Genomic DNA, 20,802 nt, shown 5'->3' with positions numbered 1-20,802 from the left:
CAATTCAGATCGCTTCATTGCTTAGTCATCCTAGAATTAGCTGAACATTATTACTATTTGACTAAATATCAGCACTACGCCTTCATTTTTTACACATTCATCGGATTGCTAATATATTTCTATAAATTACCTGAAATTCCTTTAAATATTTCAAAAAGCCCAATATTAATCCCACAATAACAAATTAATATTAATATTAAAGGCTTAATGTGTTATTACGTTGAATTATTTACAACATAATCCTTAGAAAACTCATAATAACTGGACAGGAGATGGTTTGTTGCATAACCTGCATATCGGACCAACCGGGTGTCCGGTAAAACCACGGAACTAAAAAAAAGATATCTAAACCTTCTTAAATCGGGAATAAACTCAGACAATATACGGGTATTTACATCTACTGCACAGCAGGGCAGTAAATGGCGGGAAAGTATAAATGTTTCTGCCGCTGGTAAATTAAATATCTATACTTTCTTTGGCTTTGTACAACGTGAATTGCGCAGGTACTGGAACCTGGTAAATGCAAATCATTCTGTGGAACCTATTTTCATAAATATAGAATCTTCTCAATTCCCGACCAGGATTGTGTTAATCAACTACGCAAAAATAATAGGTTCTTTCAAATCAATGCCCCGGCCGGGCGTGTAGCAGTAGGCGGTAAGAAAAGACAACACCATCCTCTACAAAAGTAACCGTTACTCGGTACCGGTGGACACATACAAACCGGGACTAGAATTAGAGCTTAGCATTAAAGATGATTGCATTATTCTCTATCAGCTTTTTACCGACCTCTATAAAAAACACCATGCGATAAATAACGGATTATTATATTAACAAGATAAAGGGGCTGGGCTTCCCGCAGCAGGTAATCACAACCTCTCTCTTAGCCCTAGTCGCCGCCACATAAAGCAGTGCCCGCTCCCTGATTTCATGTTCTTCCCTGACCACCTGATCACCCGATACCGCACCGCTCACAGGCAGCGGCACCACATTATCATTAACCGAAGCAAGGATCATAAACTCAAATTCCAACCCCTTGACCCGGTGCATAGTAGCAAGCCGGATGCCTTCCGCTGCCCTATCATCGGAATTATGCGGGTTGATCTGAAATACCGGAAGTCCCGCAGCTTCAAGCAAACCCTTATAAGCCTCCAGCAGCTTGCCCGTCCTGACTACCAGGCAGGTGTCGCGCCAGTTCTCCTGCCCCAAATGCTGAAGATAATTAACGATAAATCCAATCTCCTCATCCTCTGAGGCAAACACCCGGATAACCGGAGGATGGCCGTGCAGCAGAGACTTGTAACCCTTCTGGTCATCCAATTCCCCGTCCAGATCATCGATCGGCAGATCATTAAGAATCGCCACCGACCACTTGCGAATCTCATCAGTCGTCCGGTAATTTATGCGCAGCTTTCTACTCCGGCCCCGAACATTAATCCCGCACTTGGACAAAACAACCTTGTGCCGGTAGATGCGCTGGTGTGCATCACCCACTATGAATAAGTCGTTCTCCCTCTCCTCCCCGGCAACCGCCCTGAGCAGCCGCATTGCCTGCACACTCATATCCTGAGCCTCATCCACAATGACAGCCTTATATTCCGGGATCTGATACCCTCTTTCGATGAGAATACGTGCGTCCCTCATCGCATCTGCCGGTTCCCGCTTGCCCGCCGACTGTAGCAGCAAACGATACTCCTCAAATACCGGCCAGATGGCGGCTCTCACCTTGCGATCAACACGGGTTCCCCGTCCCAGCCGGGAAGCCTTCAAGTATTCTTCCCTACTGCTAACTTCCTGGGGTTGAATCACACTCTCCCATTCTTCCAGGTAGAACTCATCCGAAAAACCAAGCTCAACCGGAGCCATTGTCAGAGCCTTCCTCCAGTATGATCTTGCTTCCTCGCCGTTAACCAGAAGTGTGGCTGCAATACCGTTTTGCTTCAAAAAACCAGCCACCCAGCGGTCCAGATTGACAACCTCAATCCTGGCCATTGTCCCGGGTGAACAGATCCTGCGCAGTTGATCTTTTATATCCGCCGCCAGGTTGCGGGTAAAAGTGGTGAACAGAATGCGATCTTTACTCCCCGTATACACATTTTCCGCCAGATAGCGAGCCCGGTGAATCGCTGCCACAGTCTTTCCCGTACCCGCCCCACCGAGCACACGAACCGGGCCGTTCCAGTTCTGCTCCACCAGCTTGCGCTGGGCAGGATGGAGAAACACGCGCCACTTTTCCAGAGGCGCCTTCAACATGGCGTGCAATTCCTCATCCTCTTCCACTACCATAAAGCGGCGTTGAGAATTCAAATCAGCCAGTGCCGCCAGAAAATCGTTTTCGTCCACCTGCTTGTCCGCCTCTGTTTCCTGGCTTTGCAGGACTTCCTCCAGAGAATAACCGCAGGACAGGAAAAAGAGGGCCTCAAAAGCCTCCTGGGGCAACCTGCCCGCAGTTTCCTCCAGTTCCTCACCATTACGCAGGGACTTTACCAGCGGCAGCAACTCTTTGGGAACACCCAGTTTCAGCAGGTGGCGGTCGCTGATGCCGGAAAACAGTCCGGGCTGCCGGACTTCCCCCGCTGCCTGACCGGTCTCCTGCGGGCTGTCCCAGACATCATAGACCTGAATACTTCCTGTTTCCGGGTTAATCTTGCATTTCTTACGCTCAGCCCAGGCATAAGCTTCATCATGCGTATCCACCCAGAGCAGCAAATAGACATTCCCCTGCTCCGGCTTTTTAATAATTCCCCGGTAGGAACCACTGATCCGCACTGATCGAAAGTCAGGATCCCTGGCTCCCTTGATTTTCTCATAGTTAATGCCGGAAGAAGTGGGATTAGTGCGAAATTTATTAATAAACTCGGCCACTTTATCTTGTTCTTTGCGTGGAATACGAGAAAAACAGCTTAAAAAATCCGCAGCAATGGCTACAGTTATACGATTACTCAAGCCTATCCCTCCTTAATACTGATTGAAAATCTAAAGGGATTGTTTCCAACGCCGTTAATTCAGACAGGGCAAAAACCCGCCATCCCTCAGAAGTCAGTTTATCAACCAGCAGCAGATATTCCTCTTCCAGAACAGCAATGCGCCGGTCTTCCCAGGCTAGTTCGGCCACTGCCACAACCCGTCCCCCGCTCTGGATTTCCAGACCGGCCTCCGGTACCTCACAACCGTCAGCAGCCAGAAGTTCCAGCAGAGGGTGAACTTCAGCAGCCACAAGGTCTCTCACCGCAGCCCAATCTTCCGTAACCATAACTTCCAGCCCGGCTGCCGGGGCGCTTTTCCCCCTGAAACAAATGCCGTCATATTCATGCTGCTCCAATCCCTCATTGGTTACAGCCAGAGCATTGGGTAGGAAGTGAAATAGATTGTACAACCGCAGAAAACCATTCCACACAGCTTCGTTATCAGCCCCCTGTTCCCCGGTCAGGTCATGCAGTTGCAAGAGGATAAAGGCTTCCACAGCGTCGGCATGCTGAATTGCTGCCGGAGTTGCCGCCGCATAAACGGTGATCCCGGGCACATCCCTGGCTCTCTGCAGGACAATTTTTCCGTAGAATTTTCCTTCCTCAGGGAGCAAATTACCGGCACCGGCCGGCAGTAAACTCTGCACCTGCTCCTGCCAGTCAGTTAAATCCTCAGCATCCTGTGGATTGACGGAAGCCAGCAAATAAGCCAGTGCACCCCTGCTCCAGGCAGCACTGTCGGGATCTTTGAGATAACGTGCCAGCATTGTAAAGCTGTCCTGCCGCTCCATCCGGGCAAAAGGCCGCGTGAAAAATCTCTGCCAGACCGGTGCCAGCATCGCACCGTTTAAAAGAACCTCCGGGCGTAAACCGTCCAGGTAATAATCACCCTGACCGGCACCGTAATGATGTTCAACATCCTTGTAACTCAAGGACCAAACCTGAAAACGCCCGCTGACCGCAATTGCCATACGCTGGGCCATATCCTTTCCCACACGCCGGTTATGAAAGGCGTAACCATCCGTAAACACAGCTATGGGCAGCACCTGTTCCGAAGAACGGGCGGGCCGGAGTAGGAAATCAGCCCGGCAAGGCAGCGAGACACCGTCCGCCTGGTCGAGGTTGACCTGCGGTTCGATTAGCCAGACTCTCCCATCTACGGTCAAAACATACCCCGGCTTGCCGTTGACAATATCTTTGCTCACCTGCACACCGGCACCACCCCAGTGATAGCGCTCCAGTGTCTCAATAAAACGCCGCTCCAGCTCACTGTCAAAAAGCGGGTTCATCTTCACGCTGCCCAGATCCTCAACTTTCTGCAGCTTGTCCTTTTCCGCAACAATTCCTGCCAGCAGCTTTATAGCAATACGGCGCGAGATATTGTTCATCCGGGAACTGCTTTTGTAGCTGTAAAGGCAGCGGTAGCACCCGTCCTTTTCCGGCACATCCTTACAGGAGCACTGCTCCAGGATTTCCAGTGCCTCGGTCAGTACTCTCATTAAAGAGGTTTCCTCCTGCATCAGCTGTTTGAGATATCCTGTTCCCCCGGGAACCCGGTCATAGATGACAAGGTACTGCCTGCGGTAAGAGGCACCGGGTACAGGCTCCTCCTGCAAGGTCGTACTCAGGTGGTCAACACTGCCCTGAAACACCCGCTCCAGGCCCAACTGCAGGGCTGCCACAATAGAAAAAAGTGCAACCTGGATATCATCACCCCATTGTAGGACCGGCAGCAAAACACGAACAGCTTCCGAGGCCATTTCCCGGTACAGGCAGACAAATTCCGTCAGCTTGTCTTCCGTTGACTGCCGGCGGGTTTTGCAGGAGGGAAGATGGCGAATTTCCTTACCCGGCAATTTAACCATACCGCAGTGGGGACATACCTCAAAGCCTTTACTGCGGTAGGTATTCCCGGCAATCATAAACCCGCCGGTAAGATCCTCGGCCAAACCCAGATTTACATCCCGGAAGGTGGCCCTGGCAATATACTCGTAGCCAAAGGGAACATCACTGCCTGCCAGTGCATAGGACTCCTGCACCTGCCCTGGCCCAACCTCAACCAGAAAGGCCTGGTTGAAGAAAGTCGTCTCCCGGTTATCGCTGCTGTCAGTAATATAACTGACCTTGTCCTCAGTAGTTGCATAAACCTGGCGCAACCTCAGAATCTGGCGCACCTGCCAGGCATCCGCCCACCTGGTATCTCCGCAAGAGCGACAGGACCCGCCGGGTGGTTCCAAACCCTCGCGGACGGCATGAGTGCAATTAGGACAGAACCGCCACTTCTCCAATTCGGAGATGCCCAGATCCAGCCTATCCACCACCACTCTGCGCCCGCCGGCATAAAAGGTGCTGGCCGGTGCCAGTTCCCGCATCGCGGCTGAAGCTCCCCGCTCATAATCATAAATAAAGTTTTCGTAAGTGCTTTGGCCTTCCGTCACAGTTTCCCGGCGGCGCCAGATTATTGAGCGCAGAGTAACTCCCGATTCCGGAAAAGCATAGTTGGGCAACAGCCCCTCGTCGGTAAAAAAGTTAAATGTGTCACATTCCCTGATCTTGCTGATAACACTCTGTAACGCTTCTTTTTCACTGAGCAGTTCTTTTAACTCGCTTTCCGTTTCCACATCACGCGGTTTGGCACGATTGGCCTTGATCTGGCTCCCCAGTTTGGTCACTTTTTTATTCAAGACATCCAATTCCTTGAGGATTTCCTCCAACCGTTCGGCCACCCTGTATCTCAGATCACTGTCGCCTGCTTCACCCTGCAGAAAAACACGCAAGCGGTCTACAGTAGACAACTCCAGAACATCATCAAATAGCGCGATAAAACCTGCCAACAGGGCAGCACTGTTTTCATGCACATAGGTCAGAAAGTTTACCGGAAAGCGTGTACTTCTGTCCTTGCTTTTCCATGCCGCTAATACCTGCCCTAATTTGCGCGGGATAGCAGTAACCGGAATTCCGGTATTAACCCACTGATCCAGGCAATAAGCTGTAAGCTGCCTTTCTAGAACTGCCGGAGCATTGAGATAAATCCCCGGCGTGGGAACACCTCCCTGCATCATCTCCTGGGGCTCCAGGAAAAAGTGCAGGTCGTGCGGCTTCGCATTGGCCACAGTAGCATGAAAGGCGTTACCGTCACGGCGTCCGGCACGACCTATGCGCTGGGTATACTGAGCCTGTCCCGGCGGTACCGAACAGAGAATCAGCGAAGAAAGATCGCCAATGTCAATACCCATCTCCAGTGTCGGCGTACAAGAAAGGAGATTGGAAAACCAGGGTTTGCGCGTGGTAATGCCAGACTTAAATTCCTGCTCCACCTTTTCACGATCTTCGCGTTTAAGTAAGCCAGTATGCTCTTTGGCAAATACCCTCTGCACCTGCCCGGAAGAATAGAGATGCCCGTAGTAGTTAACCTTGCCGGACAACTCCCTGTCATAACTGTACTCACCGGCACAACCGGCACGGGTACAAGGTGACCCCTCCATATTGGGCAGAAAAGCAAGGGCTACCGCCATCACATGCCCACACTCCCGGCAGCGGAGCTGCGCCACTTGGTCACTCACAAGGCTGTGCACCGGGTTTAAACCCCAAACCTTCCTGCCCTGAACCTCCCGCTGCACTAAAAGCCCAGCAGCGGCCATTTCCGCAAGGACAATCCTGAATACCTCGTCGATCAGTGTGGCGTACAGGACATAAGTTGACCCCAAACACTTGTCATACCAGCGTTCATACCAGGTGGACCCGTGGCTCCGGTGCAGTGTGTCAAAGCGGCTCTTACGGGTTACAGTCTCGGAAAAGAAGGCAGGCAAACGGGTACCGGGCCCGGCCGTGGGCAGCCACTTGAGCAAATTGCCCAAGTGCCAGGGTGACCCGAAATTTTGAATATATGAATCCAGCATCCACTGGTCAATAGCCCCGTTATTTTTCAGACGCAGCCACAAACCGGCTACCAGCCAGGTGGTTTTAACCATATCTGCAGATCTCAAGGCCTCTATTTCACCGGCAATCCGTTCCTGAATAACCTTAATCACCCCGGCCAGCCTGTCAGAATCGGGCATTAAGACAGAACAGCCTGACTTCTCCAGGGTTCGGCCAATGCGGGCATTCAAACCATACTCGGAATGAATTTCCCAGACCAACCGTTTAGTCACATCGGCAAGCAGCGTGGATCCTGGCTTCAGCCTGCCCGTGCGAAGCATCTCCTGGTAATCGTTAAACCAGATTTTATCCGGCGGCAGGAAGGTAGTGATAAACTCCTCCGGTGTCATTCTGTTCTGCCAGTAGGCCGCAAAGCCCCCGGTAAAGTCATCCAGAGCCAGTCCGCTCCCCCCGTCCTGCACAAAACACTGGAGGGCCGTCCTGAGATTGAAACGATAGGTTCTCGCTGAAAAGAAACCGGCCCGGTGGGCGGCATCCTGCACAGAATCCGAGAAAGCCAGGAGTTTCTTATCATCGTTGTGCGGAGAAGCAAAAACCTGAGAGATCATCACGCTGGAAAGCCCGGCACTCCGGTAGCCTAAAATGGTCAGGCTCTTCTTGCTGCCGCAGAAGGGGCAATCTTCCGTAATATGTACCTGCCCGGAAGCTGAACTCTCCAGCATATTTGGCATAAATACCGGTATAACCTCCCGGCTGCCGCAAGCTGCACAACTCTCTTGAAACCGCGGGTCGGATAAAGTCAAGCAGCGGCTGCAGAGCAGGTAGTGCTGACCTTGAACTTGCTCCTCATTCTCAACCGGAAAAAGATAAGCAACATCCGGGTGTTTGGCAAAAAACAGCACATAAAAGGCTTTTAAATCCTCCAGGGCAACGGAATCATACAGACCTTCACTTTTCTTCACCGATACCCAACCGGTAGCCCAACACTCCCGGCAATGGATTACCGGCAGGGAGCGGCGAAGCTGTTCATGCTTAAGATCATCGGAAAAATGGAGTTCCGGCAGAAATGGCTCACCGTCATTTTCGGCCGGCTTGATCACAGTGCCTACCATGCGTACAAGTTCCCGCAGCCAGAAATTCACCTGCAGCTGCAGGAAAGGCCGCCAGGGCCTTGAGCCGCCCTCTGCTTCCCGCCGGCTTGCATCTTCAGGAGTTTCCTCCTGCCAGATACATGAGGCCGCAATCAAAGCCAGCAGGCCGGTGAGCAGCAGTTCCCGGTACCTACTCCCTCTCTCACCCCGCTCCGGCAAAAAACGCTCCATCTGCTGCAGCACTTCTTCATAACTGAGAATTTTGCTGTCCACTTGTTTCATGATATTTTGAAACAGGTAATGTCCTTTTAACCGCTCCGCCAGTTTGACCTGCCAGTCCGGCTGCTGCATTTCAGCATCCGCAAGCTGCCAGTCAAACCACAGGGCAATCTGGCTACGCAAGTATTCCCCTTCACTCTCATACCTCTCCGGGTCAAGTTTTTCCAGGCTGCTAAAGTCAGGCACAGACATGGATTCTATAAAACTGCTGGCCAAAAACTCGGCTGCACTCAGGCGATCCTCTGTGATAACCGCTTCCCGCTCAAACTCTTCGCCAAAAAGTTGAGCCGCATAACCGGTAAGTTCACTAAAAGAACTGTCATCGCCCAGTGTGGCGGAGGTTCCCACACAACACAGGCAGCCCGCCGAAATATCCAGCCGGGCTTTGAGCCGGCGGATCAGGCAGGCCAAATCTGTTCCTTGAGCACCGTCGAAAGTATGAAGTTCATCCACTACCAGGTACTTCAAGGTATGCGGGCTGTTACCCCGCCACAATTCCCGGTCTTCAGGACGGATAAGCAAGTAATCCAGCATCTTATAGTTGGTCAAAAGAATGTCCGGTGGACTTTTGCGCAGGGTAAGCTTATCCGTGATCACACTGTCCCGCAGCATTACCCTGGACGGATTCTGCTCACTCTCACCCACATAGAGACCGGCAGTAATTTTATTATCGCGCAGTGCAGGTATATCGTGGATTAATCTGGCAATACGGATAGCCTGATCAGTTGCCAGAGCATTCATCGGGTAAATAAAAATAGCCTTAATACCTGAAGTTCCCGCGTGCTGCAGACAGTGATCCAGGACAGGAAACAAAAAGCACTCGGTCTTACCCGAACTGGTTCCGGTGGCTACCAGAGTTGACCGGGCAAAATCACCGGAAAGCCGGTCAAAAGCCTTTTCCTGGTGCAGATAAGGCGTATAGGGCAGGGGAATTCCGGTAAAACGGTTCCGGTTACCGGTACCCTTGCGAAAGGGCAGCCGGATGGTAAGGTACGGGCCCTGGAACAGCTCTTTTTCCCGCACCAGAAACCTCTCCAGCATACCGCTGAAATATGGCGTGGAGGTGGGAAAGGTGGTGCGCAGGAAGTCCTCCACTCCCTGCCTCACCTGTCTTGCCAGTACGGATGGAATCATCTCCGGTTCACTCCTTCCCCGCGCCGCTCAAATTCTTCCCAGGCCGTACGGTAATCTTCCTCACGGTTACAGCAGTCAAACGGTGCTGCATAGGTTATTGTGCGCTCATGCGGGCCGCCGGGAACTGTATCATCCTGGACGGTAACGGAATATTCGCTTTCAGTCCAGTCTTTGATGCTCTCCCAGCTGGGACGGTTCAGCCCGATTCCGGGCAGCCCCTTGTTTGGCGTAAAGACAATGCGGCCCGTCCGGTCATACCAGGTATCATCTTCATAACTGCGGAACACCGGGAACTGCAGCCGGTAGATTGTGCAGAGCTCTTCCAGGGTCAAACCTACCGCCCGGGCTACCAACACATCCAGTTCGAGCAGCGCTTGCCTGCGGGTATAGTCTGTGCGTAGTGCACACTGCCGCTGCCAATCCTGTGTAAGGTTACTGAAGAAGGTGTTGTCAAGTCTTGGATCTTCTTTAGTCCAACGATCTTGGAGGAATTCTTGCTGCCAGCAGTCACACCATAAATCGGCATAGTGAGTTGTAAGGCAATTAAGCCCAAGAATACGAACTATTACATCGTTAGTCAAATCAATTTGAGGTAAGTTCATCCATGTGGTATAAAGATAACTACGACCAGTTGTCTTAATATAGAAATCACCGATCAGGGATTGTGTTACAGCAGCAGTACTCAATAGAATTGATTTATCCTCAAAAGTAACAGAAACAATGCCATGAATATGAGCTACTCCTTTGGCTATAATTGCAGAAACTATAGTCCTAGATCCAGACTGAGAAAGCATATTCCTAAGAGCCAGTCTATAGTGTTCTATCACATTACTGCCATCCCACGTAATACTTGGTATGCGATTACGGTATTCTTCTTCAGTACAAGCAGAAACGTAATTTGAACGAGGGAGATAATTATCAGTAATTCCTGTCAGGTCAATTGGATCATAATCCCCGTTAAATTCACAAATACTTCGAGGTGTTTTAAAAAACGGTGTCGCAACATTAATATGTGGGCCATTTAGGATCAACTCGGATAGTATATCGGGAAACCTGGTTTCACGGCGAATTATTCTGTCATTTTGAGCATTCGTTTCATGCCAAAATTCTGTAGAATAAATTTCACCCGATTTATCACGAATCTTATGTGGATATTCAGATATCCGATACAAAACGCTTAATTGACTCGCCGCATGCAAACCGGGCATCCTGGCTTGTAACACGGGAGTTCCTTCCTCGTCATATAAAGAAGCAAACAAGGCAAGTTCCTCTTCTGAAACATGAATAATTCGTTTAAAATGACCTCTTGTATTCCATTTTCCCTTATCGTTTTTTATGCCTGTTACTAAACCGGTACCATCATTCTCGAAACACTGGTCAACAGTTTTCGGTACATATAAATTTGAAATAGTTTGAAAACTAACTTTCCCGGCCATGTCATTACTGTGAATATTGATTCCATACTGATTATGGTGATCAATTCCTGAAAAAAGCATCAGTTCATTATAAAAGCCAAAATGATAACGCAACCGGTAATATATTTCCTGCCGCAAAACTCCGCCGCGCGCATCGTCATAGACACCCTCAGGATGCACAAACCCAGACACCCCGCGAGCATTTAAAACCATCCACGCCTGTGGCAAAAAGCACTTGTACAGGTTGGTTTGAACCCCCTGCAACAGCGGATAATTCACCCAGGCATTAAGGAAATTCTTAGTACCGGTTGCCTCCTCATAGGCAGCAAGATACTGCCATTCTAGGCTTTTTTGCCGGGCCAGCATATCAGCACGCCGCCGCGACATCTCAGTTGCACTCATTTTGCGAATCACCAGCAACGGATCCCCGTCACCGAGAACATCACCCTCTTCCCATTCCACCTTAATCCAGGGCGGGTTCCCCAGCACCAAGTCAAAACCTCCACGGTCAGCAAAGATATTGGCAAACTCCAACTCCCAGTGCATAAAGCGATATCGTTCAGCCAGTTCTCGCACCAACTTCAGACGCGGCGATTGCTCACACAGACTTGCCAGATCCACTCCCTCACGGGCAAAGAAATTTAACGCCATCTGCTTGGGCAGGGTCTCAGGAAAGAGCGATAACTGTCCTTTCTCCTCGGAATCATAGATATTGCCTTCCAGGATGAGCGATAGATCCATAAGCCATTCCGAACGTGTGGGCAGTTCTTCTGCTGCTTCAACGGGCCAAAACCACAGGGCACACCAGTAATCCATAACCATTTTCAATCTCAAGTAAGGGCTCGACCTGCGCAAGCCCTCTGAAAGAACCTCCTCACGGAAAATACGGTCTTTCATCTGGTTAGGCAGCGGGCTGACCTCCTCCTCGTCATGGCCAAAAACGCTCAAAGCATCCTGTGTGCGACGCTGCACTTCCCGCAAGTGCCCGGTGTGCTGCTCCCAGAGCACATCGATACAGTCCGAAAGCCGCTGTAAAGTCTGCACTTCACTCTGTTTGAAAGGCTTTTTCATACCTTTCAGCCATTCCTTAGTTGCTTTTATTTTTTCAAGACGCAGCTCTTTAATTATCTTGTCAGTGTAATTGACCATTCCTTTGTCAGGGGTCAAAAAATGATAGATCCTTCCCTGCTCCCTACCGGTACCGGGTAGCACACGGGAGGGAACTTGCTTCAACCAAACCGGATCATCGCGTTTTTCAGGCTGCAAAAGATGAGCGGCAAAGACCTGCCGCCGTGCACCTACCAGGGAATTGCCACAGCGCAGTTGATTGCCGAACCAGGGAACATAAGCACCCTTATAGATAGTATTCAGCCAGAGCGACACCTCCGCCAGTTCCACTGCCACAGGGTTTAAATCCACTCCGTAGACGTTGCGGTCAGCTATAAACATCTTCACTTTCTGCAATTCCCTGGCCCGCTCCTGGTGCTGAACAACCTCTCCGGTCTCTTCCTCCCTGCGTTCCAGGTAAGCTTCTGCCAATTGATTGACTGCCTCATTGAGGAAGGCCGCGCTGCCCATAGCCGGTTCGCAGACAGTTAAAGTCAGAATCTCATCCGCCGTCTTACCCTCCAGCAGCTCTTTCAGGGCATATTTGACCAGACATCTGGTTAAAACTTCCGGAGTGTAATAGGATGCCGATCTCTGGCGGTCACGCCCGGCCATGCGGTAGATAAACTTACCTTCCTGGTGTTTTTTCAACCTGGCTCCACCGGCTTCATACACACGCTCGTTTTCCTCGTACTGTGCCAACTGTTTTTCGGTGACAAAGTAGGCAGTATCAAGTTCAGTCGGGTTGCTGCCGGCTTTTTTGACCTCGTACAAATCTTCTTCCGCGAAAAACCCCCGGTAACTGAGAAGTGACTCGTACACGGCACCCAACTGGATGATGCCCAACTGTGCATAGGAGATCCGTCCTCTCAGTCCACCCCGGCCCTTGCGGGAAAGAGACATCAGCCTGATTATTTTCTGCATAACAAAGTTTCTGATCTTGACCTTGTTCAGAAGCTTGGTCAGATTCGGGTCAAACAGGTGCGCCGCCAGAGGCGCGATGACAAAACCATAATCAGTGCCGGGGCCTTGTGCAAAAAGACCTGCGTTCTTATCAATATGAGGAAAGCCCTGGTAGATCATTGCAAAAAGGGTCTTCAACGTTTCATGGATATAAGTACCGTTGCGGGCTTCCTCAGTAGTAAGCTGCACCATCTCCAGATTACGCAGGCTTTCCAGGCTGTAACCCGAAAAATATGTTTGTGAATTTACCGGCACATATTCCAGTTCAGGCCGGGATTCCACATACAGCAAAAACAGTATCCGGTACATAAACCGCAGGCACTCGCGGCTTAGTTGTTCTGCCAACTGCCGTCCGTACACGCCCCTGTGAGCTTGCAATTGCGAGTAGACAGCTTCGTTAGCCAGGAGTTCGATAGCCTCGCGCAGGGAATATTTGAGATCCTCGGAAACGGCAAAAGCATGCCGGTGAGAATTCTCGTCCCATGCGTCCAGCAAAGACTCCCCTTCCGCTGGGCACAGGCTATCTGCGGCCAAAAAAGCAGCCATAGCCTGGAAGGTTGTGGTTTCCCGGCGGGAATAAATCTCTGCCAGGTCAAAGCGCATAAGCCGCTTGGCATTCCATTTCTCCCTGTCCAGCAGCACAAGCTGTGTGTGCCCGGCCAGGATTAACCAGCGCGGCGGCTCGTCTTGGGAAAAAATCATACCCGCATAATCTGCCCAAGTTTCCCCGCCATCCGGTTCAAGCTCACCCTCTGCAAACTGGGACGGATGCAGAGGCAAATCCAGCAAATCGGCTCCCTCATCCTCAATATCAAAAGCCTCGGCAATCCACAGCCTGGCAGCACCGTTAGCATGCTTGATTTCCGCATAAAAGGGCAACCGGTGGCCGGTGTCTGTTTCAACATATAAAATGTCGTGTACCAGATAGCCCAATACTGTCAAAAAAGACTCCAAAAACTCCCGCTGGCCGCCCAATCGCAGTTCGGAGCGACGGGATCGCCGCCACTCTTCGCGCATACGGTTGAAATCACGGGACAAGACCCTCAAACTCTCATAGGGCTGGCGATCTGCCTGGTGGGCCAGGGCTGTCCTCCAGGTTCCCAGATCGTTTTCAAATATTGCGGCCAGATAGTGCTGGCTGTAAAATTCATTCTCAATCCTGATGCCGGTCAGATCAACAGGCATAATTACCGGCCTCCTTTGAACACGGCAGCCACCTGGATATAGGGAATATTCTCGGCTGTCATGGTATCACGTAACCAATCCTGATATTCCGCAAAGACCTTCTCCGCTTCCCTCTGCTTGGCTTCTTTGCGGCGAAGTGCCATTGTACCTGAGTCACTGCCAAAATCAAATTCCAGTTGCTGCATACGGCTGCCTTTTAAAAGCGCGAGAGCCTCAAGCTGCCTGTTAATCTCCGGTAGTGTACGCTCTGTAAATTCCTTTAGCTTGTTTGTCAGGTAGATATGTGCCTGGTTAATTGACTGGCCCAACAGTGACCGGAGTGAAGCCAAATCCAGACCCTGCCCAGTATTGGGTATAACCTTTTTCCCCAACCCTGTGCGCCGGATTACTTCCTCCAGGGATATGATCTCCTTGTATTTATGACCATCAAAGAGTACTCCAAACCACTCATGAATCAGAGGGTGCCCTTTACGATTGGGAACCAGCCCGGAGATAAGAAAAATTGTCTCTTGCCCTGGTAATTCCGGCAAAAGCAGAACAGGCGCCTCCTGCCTTCTCAGCGAGGAGTTTACTTTATCCGACACCCACTCCAGGACCGGGTGAAGCGGCCACAGATAATGAACGGCGGGCCAGGTCCGGGCATCTTTCCGGCTGCGACGGATTTCCACGTCCATAGTTTCACTCCGGGCTGAAAGAACAAACCGCCCGTGTTCAGGGTAAATCTCATCCGGTAAATATTGAAAGCGGTGGGCCAAATCCGGCGGGGCGGTCATTTTGATTTCACGCCGCCTTGTATCCACATCATATTGCAGGGGTTGCAAGCTGTTCAGATACTGCAGTGCATCCTGCAAAAATTCAAACTCGCCGGCATAAAGTGAAACCCGCTGCCGCTGCACCTGCTCCCCCGGCTGTTTGGGAACATTCTGCTGGGCTGAATTAAGAAATAGCTCCAGGAGATCATCAAACTGCGGCTTAAGCTGCTGATCAAAGTCATCGGCAGACATTTCCCGCTCAATTGCCGCAGCAGTAATAGCCGTTTCTTTTTCTTCGTCATACACCCCCATAATGGCAGAAGGGTCACCTATATTCTGCATCGCCTGCAGGTCTTTCTGGATTAAGACCTCTAAAATCCGCACATCGCCACGGATTTTCGGATTACTTGTCTCCGTGACAAGATAATAGATCTCCGGGGTACACTCCTGACCGTAGCGATCAATACGGCCGTTCCGCTGTTGAAAGGTCATCAGAGACCAGGGAATGTCAAAATGAATCAGACGGTGCGACAAAAAGTGGAGATTAATCCCTTCCGAGGCCACGTCAGAAGCAATAAGCAGGCGAACCGGTGAGTTTTCCTGTCCGAAAGATTCCACCACAGCCTGCTGCTCCCCGTCCCCCATCTCACCGTAGAGAACGGCCACAGCATCCTGAGGTAGTCCCAGATCAGCAGGAAGTTGACGCTCCAGGAAGCGCAGGGTTTCAATTCGTTCCGTGAAAATAACCAGGCGATCCGTGGTATCCTGACCTGTCCAACCAAAGGCAGCACTTTTCAGCAATTGCACAAGAGACAGATACTTGCCAAAGTGTGACACTGTAACCGTTTCCAGCGCGGCTTGTAACTGCTCCAACGACTGCCTGTCCCGCTCCGCAGCCGGACCGGAATCCTTGGCCAGGCGGCGCAGGCGGGCTCCGATTGTTTGCAGGCAAGCCGCAGGACTGGAAAGGAGAGCCTTTTCCAGCGTGGTCTTGAAAAGCTGCCCGGCAGAACGCCGGTCATCCAGCATCTCGAATTTCATTTCCGCAAATAGATCAAACACGGCTTCCTCCCACTGAGTCACCGGGCAGGGATAATTATGAACCGTGCGAACTTTAAAAGCATTATCCACCTGGGACTGAATGTCTTTCTTGAAGCGGCGGATATAGAGCTGCTTAATGTCCTCAGGGCCATAGCTTTTGGGATTAGCAATGGCCGTGGGATCCAGCATGTTCATGAGCGAGGCAAAACTCTCCGCACTGCCGTCGTGTGGTGTAGCTGAGAGAAGAATCAGCGTGTCAGAGCGGGAGGCTAATAATTTAGCCAGTTTAGAGCGCAACGAGTTGGTGCCCCTTTCCGCCACGTTATGAGCTTCATCTATAACGATAATGTCCCAGTAAGCAACCTCCAGATAGCACCTGTATTCCCTGTCACGCTTCAGAGTATCGATAGAAATAATTGTCTTGTCGTAATAGTAAAAAGGGTTCTGGTTGCTGGGGATCTTGCTGCGTACCCGGTTAATCCCGGCTGAGTCGAGACGGACCAGGGGAATAGTGAAACGGCTCCACATCTCCTTCTGGAACTGGGTTAGCATGCTTTTTACAGTTAGGACTAAAATACGCTTGCCTTTACCGCGCAGAATCAGTTCGCTTATGAGAACTCCTGCTTCCAGCGTTTTTCCCAGACCGACAGCATCCGCGATCAAAATGCGCTGCCGCGGGCGGGCGAGTGCCTGCAGGGCCGGGTCCAACTGGTACGGTACTGCATTCATGGCGGCCCGTTGTCCGACGTACAGGTTACCGTCTGTCGGTGCCGTCTTTTGCAGCAAACTCTCGATATATAGAATAGAGCGGCGATACTGCGGCGAGTCATCCTGTACCAAGATGGTCTCTTCAGGTCGAAGCGCCCGGATTTCTTCTGCTTCGGTAAGAAAGGTCGCTTCTACATCGCGCACAAGTTCTGAGAGGCCGGTGCAGGCCAGCGCGTACCCGCCGGAAAAGGTCGTATCCCTCCGGCGAACTAGCCACTCTTCACCCCGGATTTCTACACGGGCTCCGGGGGCATAGTTATTGATTAATTGCAGTGTCATTTACACACCACCAAAAACAATATAAATGATATTATTTGTCCTTAGATTTTAGCTTTTGGGTTTTCTAAAGACATAATTAATTTTACCATCGTTAAAGGAAATATTTACTCTTTCGATATTATCTCTCATAATTCAACAATACTATTAAGAAAATGTTATTATATCAATTATTATTACAACACTTATTACATATACCGTTTCAAAAGTATTCGTAAAAACACAATTCGTGTCAGGACAACATGCAGCCAGAGATGAAAAGGGACAACTAAGCACTCTGTCTGCATCCTGCCCTTTGTTTAGGGTCTTTTGCATGTAAATTCTCACGGGCTCCGTCAGTGCAGGCTTCGGCCTGTGAATGTCATTCCTTACGAGTCCTTGGGGCCAGGCTGATGTTTATTGGTAAGTCTTTATCATTTACACAGTTTTTATTTAAGGAACTAGCAAGGGACTACCGTACCGTTGAAGATATCCAGATAAACTATTACCACTCAGTACAGTTTATAGAAACATTACTTAACATAGTTGAAATTTAAATGAGATGTCCCTAAATAAATCTTAGTAACTTCCGGACGATTATGGCCTAAAATCCGTGATACTTCAACTAACGCCCGTTGTATATCCATCCCTCTATCAATTCTCTGAAAATACTCCTTCCTTGCAAATGTATGCCGGAGCCCATGAAATGTCATATTCTTTTCCCGATCTTCCAACTCCCTAAACTTATCCCTATGCTTGCTAATAAACCCCTCTATAGATTTTTTAGCACTATGAGTTTTTTGTCCTGGGCGAACGAAAAGCTTACCTGCATCATTATTAATTCGAACCGAAGCTTCACTCAAAGCCTGTAACGCTTCAGAGGATAACTTTAAATCTCTTTCGCGTCCACCCTTTCCTTTAACATGCAGTATCCCTGTTCTGAGAGCTGCCTCTGCATCCTCTTTACTTAAACGTAAACATTCATGTATTCTCAATCCGGCATGTTGCGCTAAACGCATGGTAAAGGCTACATCTTGCCTTCCCAACTTTTCTGCAAAATCAAGCATTTTTTTAAACTCTCCCTCCGTCCATGCCCGGTCAACTCTACCGTCCGGGGTTGACTTTAATCCGAAAACTTCGTTATCGGATATTCTATTTTTTGCTTTCGGGGTATAGCGGTGAAATAACCGAACAGCCCAAATATCATTTTTTATTACCTTTTCATTTATTCCCTGATCTCGCCGGTACTCGATAAAATCTTTAATGTGCTTGTCCTGTATATTACGGATGTTTTGCATCCTATAATTATTAGCACAAAAAAACAGAAACTGGCGCATACTACTCTTACATCTGTAGATAGAACTCTTTGCCCCAGGGTAATCTTTCCTTGCAGAGTTGAAAACTTTGTCAAATTGTATTAACAGGGTTTGATATATCCCATCTGTTGCTCCGGAATTACCACTTCTGCCTGAACTCCTGGCCATTCAACAGCAACTCCCCCAGTAAAAGTTTATTAATTGGAATCAGATATCGCCTCATAGGTATTTGGCGATGCCAAAATCTAATAGTTGAGATATCAGTAAAAACAGTCTTATCGCTAACCTTTTCATTTTCCAAACGATATTTAATATATGCCTGCACATGCATAGGCTGAATATCCCTGATATCTTTTAATCTGAATCTTGATCCTAAAAAATGTATAAAGGGCTTAACCTGGTGATACCTAACCCGCCTTGTCTTAACCCAGCCAGCCCGGCTTTGCCGGGCAATATCAGATAACTGATCCAGCAATTGATTGACCAGCATTTCAGGATATTTCTTATAACTTGCTCTCATTCCAACCACCATCCTTCTTTAAAAATAGCAAAACTAAATCAAGCCCTCGGACCCGCGTCTTTCTACCTCCGGTATTTGTATTAAAACCGGTTCAATAAAAACCCGCCGACCCAAGAACAACAAGACTCCAACTTCCAACCAGGCGCCCCGTCACATCCGGCCCTATCAGACCAAATGTGACGGGGCAATACCCCGTATACCAGCGCCCCCGGCCTATAATCCATCGTCTTCCGACGTGTAGCCTTCTGCGCTATTTTTAGGCTGAGTAGTGATGCGCAGCCATCACCATTTTTTTGCACGTACAGCACTATTGCTGCTTACCCGCTTTTGCGGGTGTATACCAGGTATACTGCAGCCGGTAGATACCTCGATTCGAGGTGCCAGGCAACCCAGCCCTACCGTGCCTTTAAGCCTTTCGGCCCCGTGGGGTGGCGAACCCCACAGTTCCCGCACCATGCGGGCATATTTTCCGCCGCTGTATTTCCAGCAGCGTCACTTGCATTCAAAATTAACTCGAGCACTGCTTGTACATCAGCCAATACTTTCATAATAGCCTTAACGGCCCCGTTAGCAGAATGCTCATCAGCATAATGTTTTATATATTTATACCCATGATAAACATAGCCTTCATAGCCATATAGTATACAAAGAACCGTTGCTACCGTTTCAGCCACTACTTCCTGTTCTGAATGCTGTCCGCCCTTTAACGGGCGAATGGTAGCGTGTACAGCATGGGCTAATTCATGAAAGAAGGTATCTATATCATGAGTACATAGTAAAATGCTGTTATCCTTTGACCGGTAACAACCATAAAAACGTCCTGTAACCGGACCATAACTTACTTTAACACCATACCGCTCTGCCACTTCAATTAGAGGTGGCATTTCCGCAGGTGAATATTCCACTGTAGGCATATCTGTCCCTTCAGTATCCTCATACCGGAAAACCGGTATACTTTTAAAACCGGTTATAATTACTTTCTCCTCTCCTGTTTCTTTATCTGTAACTTTTTTATTACACGGACCAAGTATATATATAGCCATGGACCCTTTTTTGACGAAGCGCCCAACCTTTTTCCACTGTTCAAACCCACGAGCATCAGCGGTACCGGATGCTAACATTAATATTTGATTTCCCAGAGACCACTTTGCCGAGGGAACATCTTTTTGAGGAAAAAGCAATGTTTTAGCGATTGCCTCCGGCAGATTGCCGCTGGAAAACATGTTAAACAGTTTATTCGTAGCTTCTTCAATCCGGTCTTTTTTATCTTTATTCATATAACACGGTACACCGGCCCCGTGGCCTGGTGTACCAATTCACCTCCCAAGAAGTAAATTGCCAGGCCAAAAGGGCAGTACATAATTAATTCACTTTTTAGAACAAGCCTTTAGCTTTAAGGCTTACAAACTTTCCATCACCAATCACGATATGGTCTAAAACGTCAATGCCCACAATCTTTCCGGCCTCGCCTAGACGTTCAGTGACATCAATATCTTCACGGCTGGGAGTAGGATCTCCGCTGGGGTGATTGTGAATCAGAATTATAGCTGCCGCACTTCTCTTGATAGCAACTTTAAACAATTCTCTCGGGTGTACATTGGAGGAATTCAATGTACCCACAGAGATAGCTTCCAGGCTTATTACCCGGTTCTTGGTATTTAACAGTAAGGCTTTAAAATGCTCACGATCCATATATCTCATTTCTTCCATTACATAATTCACAGCATCATCAGGTGTTTTTACTGATGGGCATTCCATTGCCTTGGTTTTCGCAATCCTCTGTCCAATCTCAACCGCAGCCTTTAATGCCAGCGCCTTACTATTACCAACACCTTTCACTTCTGCTAACTGCTCAACAGATACATCCATTAGCCCGCGTATACCGTTGATTATGTTTATTAAATTCATGGCCTTTTCCAGATTAATGCCAAGCAGTGTCATAACCAATTCTGCATCATTTAAAACTGATGTACCGTAATTAAGTCCCCGCTCGCGTATTTTGTTTAAACCAAAACATTTATTTACAGGAACAGCATCTCCGAATAAATTTGTTTTCATTTTATCAACACTCCTTTTGCTCCCCCTTGACAGGGGAGTATTTTTCCCCCTGCCGGGTTTGTAAAAGGTTATA

Annotated in this window: 9 protein-coding genes; 1 reads left to right on the top strand and 8 read right to left on the bottom strand. The window is 49.2% G+C overall.

Annotation, left to right across the window (positions count from 1 at the left end; all coding sequences use genetic code 11):
* The first annotated feature begins 309 nt into the window (after positions 1-309).
* The gene (locus DTOX_RS06905) at positions 310-648 is read left to right on the top strand and encodes a UvrD-helicase domain-containing protein (protein WP_042315505.1); all 339 of its coding nucleotides are present in this window, start codon (positions 310-312) and stop codon (positions 646-648) included.
* Positions 649-825: 177 nt separating this feature from the next.
* Here the strand turns inward: DTOX_RS06905 and DTOX_RS06900 are convergent, their stop codons facing one another.
* The 8 genes from DTOX_RS06900 to radC form a co-directional block, all read right to left on the bottom strand.
* Positions 826-2,946, bottom strand: coding sequence for a UvrD-helicase domain-containing protein (locus tag DTOX_RS06900; RefSeq protein WP_015757009.1), 2,121 nt, complete (start codon positions 2,944-2,946; stop codon positions 826-828).
* On the bottom strand, positions 2,939-9,349 hold the full coding sequence (locus DTOX_RS06895; RefSeq protein ID WP_015757008.1) for a DEAD/DEAH box helicase: 6,411 nt from the start codon (positions 9,347-9,349) through the stop codon (positions 2,939-2,941). The genes DTOX_RS06900 and DTOX_RS06895 overlap by 8 nt, the downstream gene beginning before the upstream one ends.
* Positions 9,346-14,019, bottom strand: a complete 4,674-nt coding sequence (locus DTOX_RS06890) for an Eco57I restriction-modification methylase domain-containing protein (RefSeq protein WP_015757007.1) — start codon at positions 14,017-14,019, stop codon at positions 9,346-9,348. The genes DTOX_RS06895 and DTOX_RS06890 overlap by 4 nt, the downstream gene beginning before the upstream one ends.
* Before the next feature lie 2 nt (positions 14,020-14,021).
* On the bottom strand, positions 14,022-16,859 hold the full coding sequence (locus tag DTOX_RS06885) for a DEAD/DEAH box helicase (protein WP_015757006.1): 2,838 nt from the start codon (positions 16,857-16,859) through the stop codon (positions 14,022-14,024).
* A 509-nt stretch (positions 16,860-17,368) separates the two neighbouring features.
* Positions 17,369-18,319, bottom strand: a complete 951-nt coding sequence (locus DTOX_RS06880) for a tyrosine-type recombinase/integrase (RefSeq protein WP_015757005.1) — start codon at positions 18,317-18,319, stop codon at positions 17,369-17,371.
* Entirely contained in the window at positions 18,291-18,671 is a 381-nt protein-coding gene (locus tag DTOX_RS06875) for a phage integrase N-terminal domain-containing protein (RefSeq protein WP_015757004.1), read from the bottom strand. The genes DTOX_RS06880 and DTOX_RS06875 overlap by 29 nt, the downstream gene beginning before the upstream one ends.
* Positions 18,672-19,066: 395 nt before the next feature.
* A complete protein-coding gene (locus DTOX_RS06870; RefSeq protein ID WP_015757003.1) occupies positions 19,067-19,948 on the bottom strand; it encodes a zincin-like metallopeptidase domain-containing protein in 882 nt (293 codons plus the stop codon).
* A gap of 97 nt (positions 19,949-20,045) precedes the next feature.
* Complete coding sequence (radC, locus tag DTOX_RS06865) at positions 20,046-20,729, bottom strand: RadC family protein (protein WP_015757002.1); 684 nt, start codon at positions 20,727-20,729, stop codon at positions 20,046-20,048.
* Positions 20,730-20,802 lie beyond the last annotated feature (73 nt).

Origin of the sequence: Desulfofarcimen acetoxidans DSM 771 (assembly GCF_000024205.1) — a bacterium.
Lineage (GTDB): Bacteria > Bacillota > Desulfotomaculia > Desulfotomaculales > Desulfofarciminaceae > Desulfofarcimen > Desulfofarcimen acetoxidans.
Note: the sequence above shows the minus strand (reverse complement) of the source record. Positions and strands in the feature narration are given on the sequence as shown.